This is a genomic window from Citrobacter sp. LJND-P06, from assembly GCF_058188415.1.
The window spans coordinates 4,289,712-4,309,604 of record NZ_CP187317.1; the positions used below are offsets into that span (position 1 = coordinate 4,289,712).

A 19,893-nucleotide genomic window follows, 5' to 3' on the forward strand; every position below is an offset into this window, starting at 1 on the left:
TAAATGCCCTATCCAGGCGTTTTTTCCAGGCCCGGTAAGCGTAGCGCCACCGGGCATGTCGCCGGATAACAGCGTAAACGTCTAATCCGGCCTGGAGAGAATTACAACCACTCACCGTTACGGATGACACCGACAGCCAGCCCTTCAATCGTGAAGTTTTGCTCGCGCAGGTCAACCACAATCGGTTTGAACTCACTATTTTCTGGCAGAAGTTCGATTTTATTGCCCTGTTTTTTCAGGCGTTTTACCGTGACTTCATCGTCAATACGCGCTACCACCACCTGGCCGTTACGCACGTCCTGAGTTTTGTGTACCGCCAGCAAATCACCGTCCATAATCCCAATGTCTTTCATCGACATACCGCTGACGCGCAGCAAGAAATCGGCATTAGGTTTAAACAGCGATGGGTCGACCTGATAGTGGCCTTCAATATGCTGCTGTGCCAGAAGGGGTTCCCCTGCCGCCACGCGACCGACTAAAGGCAGCCCCTCTTCTTCTTCCACCAGCAGGCGGATACCGCGAGAGGCGCCGGAGACAATCTCCAGGACACCTTTACGTGCCAGCGCTTTCAGGTGTTCTTCAGCCGCATTTGGGGAACGGAACCCCAAACGCTGCGCGATCTCCGCACGCGTCGGTGGCATGCCTGTCTGGCTGATGTGATCCCGAATAAGATCGAACACCTCTTGCTGCCTGGCCGTTAACGCTTTCATTCCGCCCCCTGGGTGTATATACAGTTATGCTGTGAGTATATACAGTTAAAGGCGATTTTGGAACCACAAACAGCACAAAAAACAAGAGATTTATCGGATTATGGAAGCCTTATCTAAAATGCGACCACAGCAGGATTCCCCAGGTGATCATCGCGACAAAAATCGACAGTAATACTGCCGCTGACCCCATATCTTTCGCCCGCCCGGAAAGCTCATGGTGTTCAGAGCCAACGCGGTCAACCACCGCTTCAATCGCGCTATTGAGGATTTCCACGATCATCACCAGCATGACAGAACCAATCAACAAAACGCGCGTGATGGCATCCACATCCAGCCAGCAGGCAATCGCCACGCCCAACAGCACAGCAACACTTTCCTGACGAAATGCCGCTTCATGAATCCATGCAGCACGAAAACCTTTCCATGAATAACCAGCAGCTTTAATGATTCGGGTAAATCCAGTGGTATTATTGGCCATCAAAAGAACCTTTTTGCGTTATCAGCGTCAATGACATTATATGATTAACCCACAAAATTCGGGTTACAGCGGCGCGAAGTATGACGGGATACACCAGAAATTCGCTAGACTTTCTGATATCCTTGCAGCGCATTTGCATTATTAACCAGAGGCTTTACATCGTTTATGTCTGGCTGGCCACGAATTTACTACAAATTACTGAATTTACCATTAACCGTACTGGTAAAAAGCAAGTCTATTCCAGCGGAACCCGCTCCGGAATTGGGGCTCGATACATCTCGTCCCATTATGTACGTTTTACCGTACAACTCAAAAGCGGACTTGCTGACATTGCGCGCCCAATGCCTGGCGCACGATCTCCCCGACCCGTTAGAGCCGCTGGAGATAGACGGAACTCTGCTGCCGCGTTATGTGTTTATTCACGGCGGCCCGCGCGTATTCACCTATTACACGCCGAAAGAAGAGTCGATCAAACTCTTTCACAATTACCTCGACCTTCACCGCAGTAATCCAGATCTGGATGTACAGATGGTGCCGGTATCGGTGATGTTCGGCCGCTCTCCGGGGCGTGAAAAGGGTGAGGTAAATCCCCCTCTGCGTATGCTGAATGGCGTACAGAAATTCTTTGCCGTTTCCTGGCTGGGGCGCGACAGTTTTGTCCGTTTCTCGCCTTCTGTTTCCTTACGACGGATGGCTGACGAGCACGGAACCGACAAAATTATTGCCCAAAAACTGGCGCGTGTGGCACGAATGCATTTCGCCCGTCAGCGTCTGGCGGCGGTCGGGCCGCGTCTGCCTGCCCGACAGGATCTGTTCAACAAGTTGCTGGCGTCAAAAGCCATTGCGCGCGCGGTGGAAGACGAAGCACGCAGCAAAAAAATCTCTCATGAAAAAGCGCAGCAGAACGCCATTGCGCTGATGGAAGAGATTTCCGCCAACTTCTCCTACGAGATGATTCGCCTGACCGACCGCATTCTGGGCTTTACCTGGAACCGACTGTATCAGGGGATCAATGTCCATAATGCAGAGCGTGTACGTCAGCTTGCGCACGACGGGCATGAAATCGTCTATGTGCCCTGCCACCGCAGCCATATGGACTATCTGTTGCTCTCGTACGTACTCTATCATCAGGGGCTGGTGCCGCCGCATATCGCTGCCGGTATCAACCTGAACTTCTGGCCAGCCGGCCCGATTTTCCGTCGCCTGGGCGCGTTCTTTATTCGTCGTACCTTTAAGGGCAACAAACTCTACTCCACCGTTTTCCGCGAATATCTCGGCGAGCTATTTAGCCGTGGTTATTCCGTTGAATATTTTGTGGAAGGCGGGCGTTCCCGTACTGGCCGTCTGCTGGATCCGAAAACCGGCACCCTGTCGATGACCATTCAGGCGATGCTGCGCGGCGGTACGCGTCCAATCACTCTGGTGCCGATTTACATCGGTTACGAGCACGTGATGGAGGTGGGGACTTACGCCAAAGAGTTGCGTGGCGCGACGAAAGAAAAAGAGAGCCTGCCGCAAATGCTGCGTGGCTTGAGCAAGCTGCGTAATCTGGGTCAGGGCTATGTTAACTTTGGCGAACCGATGCCGTTGATGACGTACCTGAACCAGCATGTTCCTGAGTGGCGTGAATCTATCGATCCTATCGAAGCCGTGCGTCCCGCCTGGCTGACACCAACGGTCAATGGTATCGCTGCTGAGTTGATGGTCAGGATTAACAAAGCGGGTGCGGCAAACGCCATGAACCTGTGTTGCACCGCGTTGCTGGCGTCCCGTCAGCGTTCGTTAACGCGCGAGCAACTGACAGAGCAGCTCGAGTGTTATCTGGATCTGATGCGTAATGTCCCGTATTCCACCGACTCTACGGTTCCGTCGGTCAGCGCCAGCGCACTGATTGACCACGCGCTGCAAATGAACAAGTTCGAGGTCGAGAAAGATACTATCGGCGATATCATCATTCTTCCGCGCGAGCAGGCGGTACTGATGACTTACTATCGCAACAACATTGCGCATATGTTGGTTCTGCCTTCACTGATGGCAGCCATCGTGACGCAGCATCGCCGCATCTCCCGCGACGCACTGCTTGAGCATGTTGAAATTCTCTACCCGATGCTGAAAGCAGAACTGTTCCTGCGCTGGGAGCGGGATGAACTGGCGGGCGTCATCGACGCGCTGATAAGCGAAATGCAGCGTCAGGGGCTGATTACCGTCCAGAAAGACGAGTTGAATATCAACCCGGCGCATTCCCGTACTCTGCAACTGTTAGCCGCGGGCGCGCGTGAAACGCTGCAACGTTATGCCATCACCTTCTGGCTGTTGAGCGCAAATCCGTCGATCAACCGCGGCACGCTAGAAAAAGAGAGCCGCACCATGGCTCAGCGTCTTTCCGTACTGCACGGGATCAACGCGCCGGAGTTCTTCGACAAAGCGGTATTCAGCTCTTTGGTGTTGACCCTGCGTGATGAGAAGTACATCAGTGATACCGGTGATGCGGAGCCTGAAGAGACGATGAAGGTTTATCAGATGTTGGCTAATCTGATTACCTCAGATGTGCGTTTAACCATAGAAAGCGCAACGCAGGACGAGTGATGTTAAAAAGCTGGGTGGCGGCTTCGCCTTACCCGGCCTACGGTTCTGCGCAATTATGTAGGCCCGGTAAGCGCGAGCGCCACCGGGCTTTTTTATCAGAAGTGCCAGTAACTCATCGCCAGCCCCAGAAACAGCACCAGGCCAACATAGTTGTTATTCATAAATGCTTTAAAACAGGCTTCACGTTCACGGTGCACAATCAGTTTTTGTTGATACACAAACAAGGCGCCCGCCACCAGCAGCGACCAGTAGTATCCCAGCCCCAGGCCGTTCATCCAACCAATCAGTGCCATCAAGGCCAACACACCCACCTGCAGGATGCCAATGATCACCTTGTCATACTGACCGAACAGAATGGCCGTCGATTTAATGCCGATTTTCAGGTCATCGTCCCTGTCCACCATGGCGTATTGCGTATCGTAAGCCACTGCCCAAAGAATGTTGGCGAGGAACATCAACCAACAACTCAGCGGAACCGACTCACTGACGGCAGCAAACGCCATCGGTATTGACCAGCCAAACGCCGCACCCAACACCACCTGCGGTAAATGCGTGTAACGTTTCATGAAGGGATAGACCCACGCCAGAGCCAGAGCGGCCACCGACAGCAGAATCGTCATCGTATTCAGCGTCAACACCAGCAGGAAAGCGAGGAGCACCAGAACCACAAAAAGCACCCGCGCTTCTTTCTCGGTGACGGCGCCGCTGGGCAGCGGTCGGTTCGCCGTGCGTTTGACGTGCCCGTCGAATTTGCGATCGGCATAGTCATTCACCACGCATCCCGCCGCGCGCATCAACCAGACGCCCGCCACAAACACCGCCAGAATCCACAGCGGCGGCGCACCGGGTGTCGCCAGCCACAGCGCCCACAGTGTTGGCCAGAGCAGCAGTAAAGCGCCGATTGGCTTATCCGTACGCATCAAGCGGTGAAACGCCAGTAGCTTATTCTGCGTCAGACTCCACTCCATATATTTTCCTCTCAGTACAACGGCGATGCAGGTAAAAACAATTCTGTCAGCAGGAGCGGTTTTCCGCTCAACCGCAGACGGGAACGACGTCCCCACAGCGCTGCATCGCGACCAATCTCGATAAAATCTCGGGTCAACGTCGATGATGTAAACAGGTAACGCCCGAGCGGGGTTTTACCCAGATTTTGCAACGCCAGTTCAGGGCCGCACAACGTTGACTCCGGCACCACAGTACGCCCGGCAAGCCAGGGCTCACCATCCGCGCATAACAGAATTTCACGTAACCAGTAACGGGATTCCGTCGGCAATAGCGGCAGTTCTTCCACTATTTCATGTTGCCCAACAAATCCTTCCCGAATCATCGTCACGCTCACCTTTTTTCCCTGCTGCTCAAAACGTTTGGTCATGGAATCTTCCAGCAACAGCCAGTCCAGCTGTTGGGAGTCCAGCGCAGGGATTGCGTCGAAATAGCGCAGCGCACGCAGTTGCGTTAACGCAGGGTGTGGCATGCCTTGCTCTCCAGTTCATAACCTGAGGGCATTGTATCGCAGAAAAGAGATTACGGGAGGCGTAAACATAATTAAGTGAACTGTTGCGCAACAGGAGTGTAACAATTCGCATGGAATGATAAAAAAAGGTGCGCCAGGAGACGCACCAGTTGTTGCAAAATCAGCAATGCGGGGAGACGGTTACCCCTTGCCTTTTACAGTGCTGATAAAGGTGGAACGGGCAGATGTGGACCCCAGGCGTTCGGCTTCATCAAGCAGTTTCAGCGCTTTATCCACGTCACCTGCGGCGACGGCATCTTTAATGGCTTTGTTGAAGTAGCTCTCGGTGTCATTCAGCATCGGCTCACTTTTCTTCGCCGATGCTGGCGCGACGACAGGTGCGGCAGCAACCGCCGCCGGAGCTGCGTAAGTCGGCGCAGGTGCCGCTGTGTTGCCGACGGTCACCGGGCCCGGTGCGGAAGAGCCAAACAGCGGCCCCACCAGCACACTGGAGCTGCTGTTGGTTTTCACTTTCAGTTTCAACAGGCCGTCGGTGGTATGACGCGCGATAGGATCGGGAATATCCGGAATGGCGTTACCGACCCCTTTTGCATAGGCCTTAGCGGGATCGAGCAGCTTAGTGGTCTGCTGGAGATCTTTTTCGGTGGTAAAGACCAGAACATAGAGCTTCTGCTGGCCCAGGGCTGGCGTGAGACGCATCACCCCTTCCAGGCTATCCGCGCTCATTACGCCCGGCTCCTGATAGGTAAAATAGCTGCTGGGGAAGAATGCAGAAGGCGTCATGTTCTGATCAAGAATAAGAACGTTCGGCGCAAATACGCTGGTTTGCTTGTTCACTTCACTGGTCAGCGTCAGGGTCAGCTCACCAATGTTTGCCGGTACGCTATAGGCGGCAACCGGGCCGCTAATGCCAGCAACATCAAGGCGTTGACCGCCAGTAGCCAGTTGTGTGGACTGCGTTTTGCTCTGGTCGACAGGCGTCCAGGTTAATTGTTGTAATGCCGCGGTCGGAATCGCAGGCGCAGCGCTAATGTCTTGCGGAACATAGTTCACTTCCGCCAGCGTCACACCAGGGACACTTGCGAACAACCCTGCAGAGAAACAAAGGGCAACGAGACTTTTCTTCATTTTCATTGTTATCACCTCAGATAGCATGGGTTCAGCGGTGGCCAGGCAATAGCGCGCTAAACTCCAGAACAGAGGGGCTTACGCCCCTCTTTAGGTCTTTACGTCAGATTAGCGAAGCATTACCACCAGATTTCCATCTGGGCGCCAAAGGTGACTTCATCGTCGTCGCCACGGCTGAAGGTTGTGGTGCTGGTATCGCTAACGGCAACACCATTGTCGTAGCCCCATTTCTCATCCCACTTCGCATAGGTTGCAAATACGCGGATAGCCGGACGAGACCAGATGCTGTCGCCAGCCTGCCACTGTTGCGCCAGGGTGATTTTGAACTGGTCGTTGGTGTCGTCGGTTTTCTGAGACTTGACGCTGTCGTAACCCACTTCCAGCAGGGTGCTCATGATTGGCGTCCACTTGTACATCGGGCGAACACCAACGGTGTACCATTCCGTACCGTTGTCGTTATCCCAGTCGATATTCTGGTACATCGCCACGTACATCAGATCCCAGCTATCGCCCAGAGAGATGGCACCGTGATCGAGAATACGGGTCAGGCTACCGTTGTTGTTGAGGAAGTCCTGATCGTTATCGAAATTACCGAAGATATCCTGGCTGCGGCTACCCTGAGGAATGCCTTTACCCTGAGAGGTCATCGCGTCAGTGGCGTACTGCACCACAAACTTGTTGTAGCCTTTCAGCATGCTCTGTGTATGTTCAGCGGTGAACATCCAACCATCTTTGGTGGCGCCATCGGCAAGGTCATAGCCGTCAGTCGTGTTGGCGCTGCCGTAGTCAACGCCTAATTCCAGCGTGCCGCCTGGGTTAATTTCCATACCGGCCAGACGGACGTCGAACACATCGTTCGCGGTGTCTTTCGTGGCGTCATAAACTTCATCGCTGCTGAAAGCATAAGAGCCGCCCGCTTCCTGAGAACGGGTCGCTGCCAGAGAGAGTTTACCGAAGCCCAGATCGATGTTTTCGATACCCGCACCAGGACCAGAAATATCCCAGTAGTAGAAGTCGATCATATGAACGTCGTGACGTTGGTAGAAGCGCTTACCGGCCCAAATGGTAGAACCTGGCAGCCAGTCGATCAGGTTTTTACCCTGCACGTTCGCTTCACGGAAGGCGGGACTGGTTGCTTCCCAGTCGTTTTGCTGTGCTACGGAGTAGGCAACGTTAGTGTCGAAGTAGAAGCTCTTATCGCCCTCTTTCCACACTTCCTGACCCAATTTCAATTCCGCATAGGTTTCACATTCGTTACCGAGACGGTATTTACTTTGAGCACCGGTTGCCTGAAAACATTGTTGTTCGCCGCCACTACCCGTCCAGCCAATACCGGAACGAGCATAACCATGGAAATCCACGGCCATTGCCTGAGCAGACATAACGCCTGCTGCAACGGCAACTGCCAGAGGGAGTTTGCGCAGAGTAATCATCATTCTATCTCCTGAGATCATTGCTTTTCTTTTTTTACACATCGTCTTTCGCAGACTTCGCGTATTTAATGGGAGTGCTTAAACGCCCGGCTCTTGATGCAACCGACGACATGCAGTGCCATCCTCACGGAACAAATGGCAACGCTCTGGCGGCAGGCCGATAGCGAATGTGGCACCCTCTTCTACCAACACCACGTCATTCTGGCGGTACACCAGGTTTTGACGGATGGCGGGGATCTGGATATGAATTTGCGTTTCGTGACCAAGTTGTTCGACGACCTGAACCTCGCCTTCCAGGGTGACATCGGCGATATCACTGGGCAGCAGATGCTCCGGACGAATACCTAAAGACATATTTGCGCCGACCTGAACATCGCGGCTTTCGACCGGCAACCAGACGTGTTGGCGATTCGGCAACTCCACCTGAACCTGATCGATCGCCGTCGCGGTGACTTTCACCGGCAGGAAGTTCATCTTCGGAGAACCGATAAAACCCGCCACGAAGCGGTCTGCCGGATAGTGGTATAACTCCAGTGGTTTACCGACCTGCGCTACGCGACCGGCGTCCAGCACGACAATCTTGTCGGCCAGCGTCATCGCTTCGACCTGATCGTGGGTGACGTAAATCATCGTGCGCCCCAGGCGTTTATGCAGACGGGAGATTTCGATACGCATCTGCACACGCAGTGCGGCATCAAGGTTGGAAAGGGGTTCATCGAGCAGGAACACGCGCGGTTCAGCCACCAGCGTACGACCAATAGCCACACGCTGACGTTGTCCGCCAGAGAGTGCTTTCGGTTTACGTTCCAGCAGGTGCGCCAGTTGCAGCACTTCCGCTACCTGATTGACGCGTTGGTTCATCACCTCTTTTTTGGCACCCGCCAGCTTGAGGCCAAATGACATATTTTCGGCAACAGAAAGATGGGGATAGAGCGCATAAGACTGGAACACCATGCCGACGCCACGCTCGGCGGGCGGGATGTCATTCATCCGGTGTTCACCGATGTACAAGTCCCCGCTGGTGATGGTTTCAAGCCCAGCGATCATACGCAGCAATGTCGATTTACCGCAGCCTGAGGGTCCCACAAACACCACGAACTCCCCTTCGTGAATGTCGAGATTGATATCTTTCGATACCACCACGTCACCCCAGGCTTTCGTTACATTTCGCATCTGTACGCTCGCCATGCCCTTCTCCCTTCGTTACAACCTGTCATAGACAGCAACATTCATCATGCCCCGACTATGCGTTATCGATGGGTTGCGTAAATCCTCCACCCCCCGGCTTTTTTATGGGGGAGGAGGCGGGAGGATGAGAAAGCAGGCTCTGAGACCCGTGCGGTACGCCGCGGGGGAATTTCGTGACGTAGCCCGCAAAAAACAGTGTGTTTTTATGTGCGCCAACACGCATTACTCACATTAATGCAACACACATCACATAAAGCGGGGGTGGGGCGTAGTGGCGAGGAGGATGGAAAGAGGTTGTCGTATAAAGAAACTAAGAACCGTTAAGCCACCTCTGAGTATCCACGAGCACTTCACCAAAAAGGATGGGGAATATGAAAATCAAGACTGGCGCACGCATCCTCGCATTGTCCGCACTGACGACGATGATGTTTTCCGCCTCGGCTCTCGCCAAGATTGAAGAAGGTAAGCTGGTAATCTGGATTAACGGCGATAAAGGCTACAACGGCCTTGCTGAAGTGGGTAAAAAATTCGAGAAAGACACCGGTATCAAAGTCACCATCGAGCACCCTGACAAGCTGGAAGAAAAATTCCCGCAGGTTGCCGCAACCGGTGACGGCCCGGACATCATCTTCTGGGCGCATGACCGTTTCGGCGGCTACGCGCAGTCTGGTCTGCTGGCAGAAATTACCCCGGACAAAGCGTTCCAGGACAAACTTTATCCGTTCACCTGGGATGCCGTACGTTACAACGGCAAACTGATCGCCTACCCCATCGCGGTTGAAGCGCTGTCTCTGATTTACAACAAAGACCTCGTACCCAACCCGCCGAAAACCTGGGAAGAGATCCCTGCCCTGGATAAAGAGCTGAAGGCGAAAGGTAAGAGCGCGCTGATGTTCAACCTGCAAGAACCGTACTTCACATGGCCGCTGATTGCCGCCGACGGCGGTTACGCGTTTAAGTTTGAAAACGGCAAATACGACGTGAAAGACGTCGGTGTCGATAGCGCGGGCGCGAAAGCGGGTCTGACGTTCCTGGTTGATCTTATCAAGAACAAGCACATGAACGCAGACACCGATTACTCCATCGCTGAAGCGGCCTTTAACAAAGGCGACACCGCGATGACCATCAACGGCCCGTGGGCGTGGTCGAACATCGACAAGAGCAAGGTGAACTACGGCGTCACACTGCTGCCGACCTTCAAAGGCAAACCGTCTAAACCGTTCGTTGGGGTTCTGAGCGCCGGTATTAACGCCGCCAGCCCGAACAAAGAACTGGCGAAAGAGTTCCTCGAAAACTACCTGCTGACCGATCAGGGTCTGGATGTCGTGAACAAGGACAAACCGCTGGGTGCCGTTGCGCTGAAATCCTTCCAGGATCAGTTAGCGAAAGACCCGCGTATCGCAGCCACCATGGATAACGCCCAGAAAGGCGAAATCATGCCGAACATTCCGCAGATGGCTGCGTTCTGGTATGCAACGCGTACCGCTGTGATCAACGCGGCGAGTGGTCGTCAGACCGTAGACGCTGCGCTGAAAGACGCACAGGGTCGTATCACCAAGTAATGCCGCAGTGCATGTGCCGGATGGCGGCATAAATGCCTTATCCGGCCTACAGAAAACCGTAGGCCTGATAAGCGCAGCGCCACCCGGCGCATTTGCCACAAGATTTCAATGCTGTAGAGGAAGATCCCCATGGATGTCATTAAAAAGAAACACTGGTGGCAAAGCGACACACTGAAATGGTCAGTGATGGGTCTGCTGGGCTTGCTGGTGGGTTACCTTGTCGTTTTAATGTATGCACAAGGGGAATATCTGTTCGCCATCATGACGCTGATTTTAAGCTCAGCTGGCCTGTATATTTTCGCCAATCGTAAGGCCTACGCCTGGCGCTATGTTTATCCGGGTATGGCCGGTATGGGACTGTTTGTTCTGTTCCCGCTGATTTGTACCATCGCTATCGCATTTACTAACTACAGTAGCACCAACCAGCTTTCCTTCGAACGCACCCAGCAAGTCCTGCTGGATCGTTCTTATCAGGCGGGGAAAACCTACAATTTTGGTCTGTATCCGGCGGGTGACGAGTGGCAACTGACCCTTACCGACGGTGAAAGCGGTAAAAATTATCTCTCCGACGCCTTTAAATTTGGCGGCGAGCAGAAACTGAAACTGAAAGAGACCGACGCCCTGCCAGCCGGTGAACGCGCGAATCTGCGTGTTATCACCCAGAACCGTCAGGCGCTGACCCAGTTAACCGCCATCCTGCCGGATGAAAGCAACGTTACTATGAGCTCACTGCGCCAGTTCTCCGGCACACAACCGCTCTACTCGCTGGCGGACGACGGTACGCTAACGAACAACCAGAGCGGCGTGAAATACCGCGCAAATAACGATATTGGTTACTACCAGTCCATCAACGCCGAAGGCGGCTGGGATACTCAGAAACTGAGTCCAGGCTATACCGTGACCATTGGCTGGAAGAACTTCACCCGCGTCTTTACCGACGAAGGGATCCAAAAACCGTTCTTCGCTATCTTCGTCTGGACGGTGGTGTTCTCCGTTCTCACCGTGCTTCTGACCGTGGCGGTGGGCATGGTGCTGGCGTGCCTGGTGCAGTGGGAAGCGCTGAAAGGTAAAGCGATTTACCGCGTGCTGCTGATTCTGCCTTACGCCGTTCCGTCGTTTATCTCGATTCTGATTTTCAAAGGTTTGTTCAACCAGAGCTTTGGTGAAATCAACATGATGCTGAGCGCGCTGTTTGGCATCAAACCGGCCTGGTTCAGCGACCCGACCACGGCCCGTTCGATGATTATCATCGTCAACACCTGGCTCGGTTATCCGTACATGATGATCCTGTGCATGGGCCTGCTGAAAGCGATTCCGGACGACCTGTATGAAGCCTCGGCAATGGATGGCGCAACCCCATTCCAGAACTTCTTTAAGATTACGCTGCCGCTGCTGATTAAGCCGCTGACGCCGCTGATGATTGCCAGCTTTGCCTTTAACTTTAACAACTTCGTACTGATTCAACTGTTGACCAACGGCGGCCCGGATCGACTCGGCACGACCACACCTGCCGGGTATACCGACCTGCTCGTCAGCTACACCTACCGTATCGCCTTCGAAGGCGGCGGTGGCCAGGACTTTGGACTGGCGGCGGCGATTGCCACGCTGATCTTCCTGCTGGTCGGTGCGCTGGCGATTGTGAACCTGAAAGCCACGCGTATGAAGTTTGATTAATCAGAATCACCAGGCGTCATTGGCGCAGCCAGTCTGGATGCTGCCAGCGCGGAAGAACCGGAGCGTACACGCAGTACGTGAGGATTCTGAGCACTGCCAGTGTTCAGAGTGGCAAGTGAAATAGCCTGGAGCGATGTTAAGGAGTAAAAAAATTATGGCTATGGTACAACCGAAATCTCAAAAGCTGCGTCTCTTCACAACGCACCTTCTGCTGCTCATTTTTATTGCGGCGATTATGTTCCCGCTGCTGATGGTCATTGCTATCTCACTGCGCGAAGGTAACTTCGCCACCGGCAGCCTGATCCCGGAAAATATCTCCTGGGAGCACTGGAAACTGGCACTGGGATTCAGCGTTGAACATGCCGATGGCCGCGTGACTCCACCGCCATTCCCGGTACTGCTGTGGCTGTGGAACTCGGTGAAAATCGCTGGCATCACCGCGATTGGCATCGTCACCCTCTCCACGACCTGTGCTTACGCGTTTGCCCGTATGCGTTTCCCAGGCAAAGCGACTCTGCTGAAAGGGATGCTGATTTTCCAGATGTTCCCGGCGGTGCTCTCTCTGGTGGCGTTGTACGCGTTGTTTGACCGCCTCGGCCAGTACATTCCATTTATCGGTCTGAATACCCACGGCGGGGTGATCTTCGCCTATCTGGGCGGCATTGCGCTGCACGTGTGGACCATTAAGGGCTATTTCGAAACGATCGACGGATCGCTTGAAGAAGCGGCGGCGCTGGATGGCGCAACCCCGTGGCAGGCCTTCCGCCTGGTGCTGTTGCCACTTTCCGTACCGATTCTGGCCGTGGTGTTTATTCTGTCGTTTATTGCCGCCATTACCGAAGTGCCGGTCGCCTCTCTGCTGCTGCGAGATGTGAATAGTTACACCCTGGCCGTTGGTATGCAGCAATATCTCAACCCACAAAACTACCTGTGGGGCGACTTTGCCGCCGCCGCCGTACTCTCTGCGATTCCGATCACCCTCGTGTTCCTGCTGGCACAGCGCTGGCTGGTTAACGGCCTGACGGCAGGCGGTGTGAAAGGTTAATACCTGCGTTAAGTTTCATCGAAGTACCTGTGATAGACCGCCCGGCAACGGGCATTGCCACTGCAACCCTCAACTTACGTTATCCCAACTTGTGACTGTGATTTTGGCGCTCTACGGAGCGCCCTTTTTTTATTCCCGTTTGAGCCGTTTTGAATTACACAGCCACAGGGTGATCACCAGCAGCAGGATCGCCGCCGAATAGATCAATACATCCAGGGGGGATTTATGATCGACGATGATCAACCGCACAATGGCGGTGATCCCGATATAGACAAAGTAACGCAGCGGAAAGTGAAAGCCTGACTGAAAATACTTCACAATCAACGCGATAAACTCAAAATAGAGGAAATAGACCACCAGCCCTTCCACCAGTTGATACTTGCTGGTTTGCTCCGGCGCGAACAGCGCATCCGCCAGATGCAGGGTTTCTTTGCCCAGAAAGACGACCAGAATCAGACCCAGGCTCAACAGCCCAAGATTGAGCACGGTCTGTAAAATCGTGGAGATAAACTCAACACGCGGACGAGATAGCGACGTCATAACAGCACCTCTTTCTCAGTGGCGAGGTTCCTGTATAACGCAGAAATGTGACAGAGATCTACATTTTTTGTTTATATTTTGTGCAGACCAGGGGAATCGCCCGGTGGCGCTGCGCTTATCAGCGCCTACAAGACTGTAGGCCTACAAGACGCATCAGCGTCGCCATCAGGCACCGCGCAGATGCCGGATGGCGGTGTAAACACCTTATCCGGCCTACCACTGTAGGCCCGGTAAGTGTAACGCCAGCGGGCAATCAACATTCCTGTCAGCGGAAATTCACGCTGCGATCGCTGGTCATATTGTACAACTGGAATTTGCGACCCAGTTGCTGACCGCCATCACGCGTCAACGGCGTCCAGCCTATCGCCGCGCGGCTACGGGTCGGCCCGGAAGAGAAGAGATCCAGCGGTACGGAAATATAGACCCCTTTGGTGAAGTCCCCTTCCCCATACTCATCCGGCGAAACATCCGTGATGGTCGCGTAACCGCCCACCACCACACCGCTATCAAAGCGTTTGGCAATTTCCAGCGTGCCGCCTTTGTCCCCCGCCAGATACTGACCGACGCTCGCCTTCACCAGCACATCCTGAGCAAACGACGGTGTCCAGTACGCCGTTAAATGCCCGGTCTTCACGCTGTAGTCGGTAAACTTCATCATGTCCTGTGCGCTGCGCCAGTCACGCTGTTTCACATAGTTAGCATCCAGACCAAACGCCCAGTTGCTGTCTACCGGACGGTACAACACTTCTGCCCCTGCGCCGCCAAACATAGTCTCCAGATAACCGCCATAAACCTGCCCGTAGAAACCCTTCCCCAGGTACTGGAAGTAGTTGGCCTGGAGATTATTCACGTAAATGTCATTCTCAACGTATTCACGCACGTGGGTACGCACACGCGGCAGTTGGGAGTCGTTCGGTGGATTGGTGTAATTAAATTTGTCGTAGTTGTTGGCGATATTCGCGAACAGACTGCCGGTAGTGAGCAGGTGATCCGTCAGCCACAGATCCGCGGTCCCCATCACGCCCAACTGATACATATAGAAGTTTTCCGGGCCGCCAATGGATTGGTTCAACACCGGATCGATATGGAAGTCAAAGCGTGATTTATCGATATACCAACCCTGTTCCGTGGCTTGTGGCACCACGGGCTCCACGCGTTTTTGCGCCAGTGGGGTTTCGTGACCCAGAGGTTCGCCTTCCAGATGACGCTTCAGGCTGGACACCTCGGTTTCGGTCGTCACCTGCGGCATATTGAGCCTATTTTCCGTCACCCGGATCGTGCGGATCCCCTCCGGAAGATCGTTCATGACTATCCGGTTAGCGCGCTCGATCCCTTCGCGGGAATCGCGGTATTTCACCTGCTCACCGGTGACATACAGCGTGTCGCCTTTCACCTGAATTTTCGGATCCGTCAGCCCGGCATTGTATTTCAGCAACGTCAGTTGATTCGCCACCACCGAGTGCTGGAGGATAGCGTCCTGCGGCTCTGGCTGGTATTTCGGCCGGGCGTTATCGTTATAAGTGGGTCGCAGATCGTTAAAGTTGGTGCGCAGCGTGACGCCAAACATGAACGTGTTGCCGCGCTCATAGCTGAGGTTAACGTCGGCCCAATCGGTAACGCGATAAATAGCGCCGACGTTAAACTTGCTTTTCTGTTCCAGCTTGCCCGCAAAATCCTGTTGATAGTTATTGCCTTCGTATTCCAGTTTCAGGCGCAGCGGTTGCCAGGGGGTCTGGTATTCTACGCCACCAAACAGCGATGCCGGGCCGTGGAACATCTCGCTGCCATCGACAGAGCCCGCCTGTTTATAGCTGTTATCACGATCGCAATATTTGTCGCTGACGGAACAAAATGGGTTGCTCACATTGCCGCTGGTACCCAGATAACCCCAGCCGAGGCCCAGCGAGAAATCAAACGGCCCCCAGGCTTTGTTGGCGACAATGTATTCCGCATCGAACAGGCCGGTACCGCCAATATCGCGCGCGCCGACCGCCACCTGCGGCATCCAGTAGCTCTCTTCCCACAAGCGTAATTTCACGTCGAAGGCTTTATCTTTGTAAGTCTGGTCGCCGGAAAACGACGCCACACTGCTGTACTGTTTGGTGCGAACATCGGTGTAGCGCAGCGTGGTTTCCAGCCACGGGAAAAGCTGCACCGAGGCGGAGTAGTAGCGGTACTGATCGTTATCACGGTAGTTCAGGCTCATCTCACCTTCCCGCGCCATGCGCGCCGTGGGCGTTTGCAACAGCCCCACGCCGCCAAAATCAGACTGTGACGGGCCAATGGGGGCGGGAAACGTTTCACCGTGACACGCCGCGCTGACACCCAGCGCCAGTATGCTGAGCAGATGTATTTTTTTCATTATTCGGGTATCCGCTGCGTCAGGGTATGAAGAATGTCGGCGTTAAGCGCATCGGGGGGGTTGCTCCAGACGGAATCGGAAAGACCAACAAAAATAATGCTGCCGGGCATCGGCTCAACGTGGCGTTTATTCCAGTACGCCACCGGCACTTTTTGTGTGCGGCCGTCGGGATAAACGACCCATGCATAGCTGCGATCCGCCCCAGTAATTAGGCTTTGTCCTTCGAGGTAGCTCACAACATCACGGCCGGGGGTAAACGGCTGGCTACCCGGTCGGCTCACCAGACCGAACAGCGTGACGCTCGTGGGCTGCGGCCCCACCCACAGGGTGTAATTTCCCTGCAACGGCGGATTGCTCCGCTCACCGACGCGTACGGTGTCCGGATCGAGGGGGATAAATTGCCTGCCGGTCACTTTCAACGCCTGAATTTGCTGGCAAAGCACACTGATTGCCACAGCATCGCCACCGTTATCGTCTCTCCCATACGCCGCCAGACGCGCCAACAGCGCCTGCTGCTCACGTTGCGCCGTGGCGGTCGCCTGTTCTTCGCTGATGACCGCAGCAGGCCACCAGCTATTCGCCAGTCTGGGCTGCCCTACCAGGTCAATCAGATGTTCGGCACCGGTCAGCGTTTTCGGCTCTGTCGTGCCAGCGCTGAAAACCTTCACGGTGCCCGCAGCAAAGACAGATGGCGCACTCAGACTGAGGAACAGCGCCGCAATAAACGGTTTCATCATGGTTTCGCCGCCTTAATGAGCGTGGTTTTTACCGGGAAGAAGTTTGCCCCCAGGTACTGCTCTGACTGGCGAATGTGTCCGTCGCTATCAATCCAGTAGCGGTTATGCCAGCGAGTCTGGTCGGTGGTGACGGCTTCATCCAGCACCCGCACCGCCGTCTCCTCACTGCCGAGTGTGAAGGTGTCGGCGCCTGCCCATGTGAAGACCGAACGGGCGGTGGCGTAGCGCACCTGTTTATGCTCAGTCCAGCCCATCGTGCGAGTCCACGTTGCACCATCCTTAATCTGCAACGGCTTTGCCAGTGGGTCAGCAGACAGGTTATTCACGTCAATGAGGTTGTCGCCGCCGAGGCGCGTTTTCACCAGGCGGCCATGTTGCGTCACCAGGGTGGCCTGGTCCTGCGTCACCCATTTCTGCTGCCCGTTCTCTGCGAAAGCGAGCACCACAAACAACTGAGGCCCGCCATTAAGCTGCATATACTGGCTGGCGTAGGGCATGTTCTGAATATCATCGTCCGTCAGTTGCACGCCCGGCGTGCCAAACAGACTTTCCCACAATGAATTACCCAGCCCTTTGGTGGTGGCTGAACATGCCTGTAGCAGCAGGCAAATGACGATCAGTACAGGTCGCTTCACGACTCTTCTCCAGAGGGGCAAAATAACCACACCGAAGTGTGGTTAGAATTAAACGTACCGGTATTACTGGGTACGGGTGGTCGTGGTGGTCGTGGTTCCGGTATTAGAACCATCGCCACCGCCGGTCGCCGCCAGTGCGACGCCCACCGCAGAACTTACGGTGCTTACGCTGGTGGCGGAGGAACTTCCCGCCGACACCGACGTTGCTGCCGCACCGGCCGCTTCTCCCACCTCAACGGGAGCTGCCCAGGCGGAGACTGCCGTAAGTGCAGAAATGGCAAAAATGCCATACAGAACTTTTTTCATTGCTATTTCCCTTCATTGAATGAATGGAGATTTACCCAAAATAATTTCAGGCGGGATCGAGTATACACAATTAAGGCAAGCCAACTGCCGTGATGGGAAATAGCAAGAGCGTTTTAGGATGATTAGACTTTTAGAATAAAAGCAATTTGATCTTAAATTAAAAATAGCATTAAAATCATGTAATTATGATTTTATCATTGTTTTTAATTATCCGTATTATCTGAAAATAACACAGGGCGAATTACAGGTTATTTGTTATTTTAGGATTAAGCTCAATATAGCAGTTAGCGTCAAAACACAGACAACAGGAATTATCCGATAAAAAAATGCCGGCATTTAGCCGGCATTCGTTACGTAATATTAATTATCCACGCCATTGCTTATAACGGTTAATCAGACCGTTCGTCGAGCAGTCATGGCTGTCGATTTCTTTATCATCATTCAGCTCCGGCAGAATACGGTTTGCCAGTTGTTTGCCCAGCTCAACACCCCACTGGTCGAAAGTGAAGATGTTCAGAATTGCGCCCTGAGTAAAGATTTTATGCTCATACAGCGCAATCAGCGCACCCAGGCTGAACGGGGTGATTTCACGCAGCAGGATGGAGTTGGTCGGGCGGTTGCCTTCAAACACTTTGAACGGCACCACATTTTCCAGCGTTGCCGGATCTTTACCCTGGTCACGGTATTCCTGCTCAACCACGTCGCGGGATTTACCAAATGCCAGCGCTTCGGCCTGCGCAAAGAAGTTAGACAGCAGTTTCGGATGGTGATCCGACAGCGGGTTGTGCGTAATCGCCGGTGCGATAAAGTCGCAAGGAACCATTTTGGTGCCCTGATGAATCAACTGATAGAACGCGTGCTGACCGTTAGTGCCCGGTTCACCCCAGATGATTGGGCCAGTCTGGTAATCCACCGCATTGCCGTTACGGTCAACGTATTTGCCGTTGGATTCCATGTTGCCCTGCTGGAAATAGGCCGCGAAACGGTGCATATACTGGTCATACGGCAGAATCGCTTCGGTTTCTGCGCCGAAGAAGTTGTTGTACCAGATGCCGATCAGCGCCAGCAGTACTGGCAGGTTTTTCTCCGCCGGAGTGGTGGCGAAGTGTTTGTCCATCGCGTGCGCGCCGGAGAGCAACTCAACAAAGTTGTCAAAACCGACGGACAAAATGATCGACAGGCCGATCGCAGACCACAGGGAGTAACGACCGCCCACCCAGTCCCAGAACTCGAACATGTTTGCGGTGTCGATACCGAACCCGCCCACCGCTTTACCATTGGTAGACAGCGCCGCGAAGTGTTTGGCGACGTGTTTGTTATCGCCAGCCGTTGCCAGGAACCAGTCGCGCGCGCTGTGGGCGTTGGTCATGGTTTCTTGCGTGGTGAAAGTTTTAGACGCGACCAGGAACAGGGTGGTTTCCGGGTTTACTTTCTTCAGCACTTCCGCGATATGGGTGCCATCAACGTTAGACACAAAGTGCATGTTCAGATGGTTTTTGTACGGACGCAGCGCTTCGGTCACCATGAACGGGCCGAGGTCAGAGCCGCCGATACCGATGTTCACCACGTCGGTGATCGCTTTACCGGTGTAACCTTTCCATTGACCTGAGATAATCGCTTCAGAGAAGGTTTTCATCTTCTCCAGCACCGCGTTGACTTCCGGCATCACATCTTTGCCGTCAACGATAATCGGGGTATTGCTACGGTTACGCAGTGCAACATGCAGTACCGCGCGATCTTCGGTGCGGTTGATCTTTTCACCGGAGAACATCGACTTGATAGCACCCGCCAGGTCAGTCTCTTTGGCCAGCGCCTGTAACTTACTCAGCGTCTCTTCGGTGATGCGGTTTTTGGAGAAATCCACCAGCATCAAATCGTCGAACGTTGCAGAAAATTTAGAGAAACGATCGCTATCTTTCGCGAACAGATCCGCGATCGTAACGTCTTTCATCTCTTCAAAGTGTTTTTGTAGCGCCTGCCAGGCTGAAGTCTGCGTTGGATTGATGTTTTTCATTAGCAATACTCTTCTGAT

At 53.9% G+C, this 19,893-nt stretch carries 17 protein-coding genes; 4 read left to right on the top strand and 13 right to left on the bottom strand.

Annotated features, from left to right (window positions below; translation table 11 throughout):
* Nucleotides 1-101: 101 nt before the first annotated feature.
* Nucleotides 102-710 carry a transcriptional repressor LexA gene (lexA, locus tag ACO7SM_RS20245; protein ID WP_276293165.1) on the bottom strand — a complete coding sequence of 203 codons (609 nt, stop codon included), beginning with the start codon at nucleotides 708-710 and terminating at the stop codon, nucleotides 102-104.
* A gap of 109 nt (nucleotides 711-819) precedes the next feature.
* Complete coding sequence (locus tag ACO7SM_RS20250) at nucleotides 820-1,188, bottom strand: diacylglycerol kinase (protein WP_490468986.1); 369 nt, start codon at nucleotides 1,186-1,188, stop codon at nucleotides 820-822.
* Nucleotides 1,189-1,353: 165 nt separating this feature from the next.
* Here ACO7SM_RS20250 and plsB point away from each other — a divergent pair, with 165 nt between their 5' ends.
* Complete coding sequence (plsB, locus tag ACO7SM_RS20255; RefSeq protein ID WP_490468987.1) at nucleotides 1,354-3,774, top strand: glycerol-3-phosphate 1-O-acyltransferase PlsB; 2,421 nt, start codon at nucleotides 1,354-1,356, stop codon at nucleotides 3,772-3,774.
* A 95-nt stretch (nucleotides 3,775-3,869) separates the two neighbouring features.
* On the opposite strand, the gene ubiA is transcribed toward plsB, so the two are convergent.
* The 5 genes from ubiA to malK all read right to left on the bottom strand — a co-directional run bounded on the left by ubiA (nucleotide 3,870) and on the right by malK (nucleotide 9,000).
* A complete protein-coding gene (gene ubiA, locus ACO7SM_RS20260; RefSeq protein WP_490468988.1) occupies nucleotides 3,870-4,742 on the bottom strand; it encodes a 4-hydroxybenzoate octaprenyltransferase in 873 nt (290 codons plus the stop codon).
* Between the two features lie 11 nt (nucleotides 4,743-4,753).
* Nucleotides 4,754-5,251 carry a chorismate lyase gene (gene ubiC, locus ACO7SM_RS20265; protein WP_490468989.1) on the bottom strand — a complete coding sequence of 166 codons (498 nt, stop codon included), beginning with the start codon at nucleotides 5,249-5,251 and terminating at the stop codon, nucleotides 4,754-4,756.
* 180 nt (nucleotides 5,252-5,431) lie between these two features.
* Entirely contained in the window at nucleotides 5,432-6,385 is a 954-nt protein-coding gene (gene malM / locus ACO7SM_RS20270) for a maltose operon protein MalM (protein WP_490468990.1), read from the bottom strand.
* A gap of 113 nt (nucleotides 6,386-6,498) precedes the next feature.
* Nucleotides 6,499-7,815, bottom strand: a complete 1,317-nt coding sequence (locus ACO7SM_RS20275) for a maltoporin (RefSeq protein ID WP_490468991.1) — start codon at nucleotides 7,813-7,815, stop codon at nucleotides 6,499-6,501.
* 75 nt (nucleotides 7,816-7,890) lie between these two features.
* Complete coding sequence (malK, locus tag ACO7SM_RS20280; protein WP_490468992.1) at nucleotides 7,891-9,000, bottom strand: maltose/maltodextrin ABC transporter ATP-binding protein MalK; 1,110 nt, start codon at nucleotides 8,998-9,000, stop codon at nucleotides 7,891-7,893.
* 371 nt (nucleotides 9,001-9,371) lie between these two features.
* Between malK and malE the strand changes: the two genes are divergently transcribed.
* The 3 genes from malE (at nucleotide 9,372) to malG (ending at nucleotide 13,281) form a co-directional block, all read left to right on the top strand.
* Nucleotides 9,372-10,562, top strand: coding sequence for a maltose/maltodextrin ABC transporter substrate-binding protein MalE (gene malE, locus ACO7SM_RS20285; RefSeq protein WP_192613788.1), 1,191 nt, complete (start codon nucleotides 9,372-9,374; stop codon nucleotides 10,560-10,562).
* Between the two features lie 129 nt (nucleotides 10,563-10,691).
* Entirely contained in the window at nucleotides 10,692-12,236 is a 1,545-nt protein-coding gene (malF, locus tag ACO7SM_RS20290; protein ID WP_490468993.1) for a maltose ABC transporter permease MalF, read from the top strand.
* 154 nt (nucleotides 12,237-12,390) lie between these two features.
* Complete coding sequence (gene malG, locus ACO7SM_RS20295) at nucleotides 12,391-13,281, top strand: maltose ABC transporter permease MalG (RefSeq protein ID WP_490468994.1); 891 nt, start codon at nucleotides 12,391-12,393, stop codon at nucleotides 13,279-13,281.
* Between the two features lie 129 nt (nucleotides 13,282-13,410).
* Here the strand turns inward: malG and psiE are convergent, their stop codons facing one another.
* From psiE to pgi, 6 genes are all read right to left on the bottom strand, one after another.
* The gene (gene psiE, locus ACO7SM_RS20300; RefSeq protein WP_192613790.1) at nucleotides 13,411-13,821 is read right to left on the bottom strand and encodes a phosphate-starvation-inducible protein PsiE; all 411 of its coding nucleotides are present in this window, start codon (nucleotides 13,819-13,821) and stop codon (nucleotides 13,411-13,413) included.
* Nucleotides 13,822-14,086: 265 nt separating this feature from the next.
* Complete coding sequence (locus ACO7SM_RS20305; RefSeq protein ID WP_490468995.1) at nucleotides 14,087-16,183, bottom strand: YjbH domain-containing protein; 2,097 nt, start codon at nucleotides 16,181-16,183, stop codon at nucleotides 14,087-14,089.
* Nucleotides 16,183-16,920: a capsule biosynthesis GfcC family protein gene (locus tag ACO7SM_RS20310; protein WP_490468996.1), complete on the bottom strand. Its 738-nt coding sequence runs from the start codon at nucleotides 16,918-16,920 to the stop codon at nucleotides 16,183-16,185. Before ACO7SM_RS20310 ends, ACO7SM_RS20305 begins: the two co-directional genes overlap by 1 nt.
* A complete protein-coding gene (locus ACO7SM_RS20315; RefSeq protein ID WP_490468997.1) occupies nucleotides 16,917-17,555 on the bottom strand; it encodes a YjbF family lipoprotein in 639 nt (212 codons plus the stop codon). The genes ACO7SM_RS20310 and ACO7SM_RS20315 overlap by 4 nt, the downstream gene beginning before the upstream one ends.
* Nucleotides 17,556-17,618: 63 nt before the next feature.
* On the bottom strand, nucleotides 17,619-17,861 hold the full coding sequence (yjbE, locus tag ACO7SM_RS20320; protein ID WP_203359312.1) for an exopolysaccharide production protein YjbE: 243 nt from the start codon (nucleotides 17,859-17,861) through the stop codon (nucleotides 17,619-17,621).
* Between the two features lie 364 nt (nucleotides 17,862-18,225).
* The gene (gene pgi, locus ACO7SM_RS20325) at nucleotides 18,226-19,875 is read right to left on the bottom strand and encodes a glucose-6-phosphate isomerase (protein ID WP_490468998.1); all 1,650 of its coding nucleotides are present in this window, start codon (nucleotides 19,873-19,875) and stop codon (nucleotides 18,226-18,228) included.
* Between the last annotated feature and the right edge of the window lie 18 nt (nucleotides 19,876-19,893).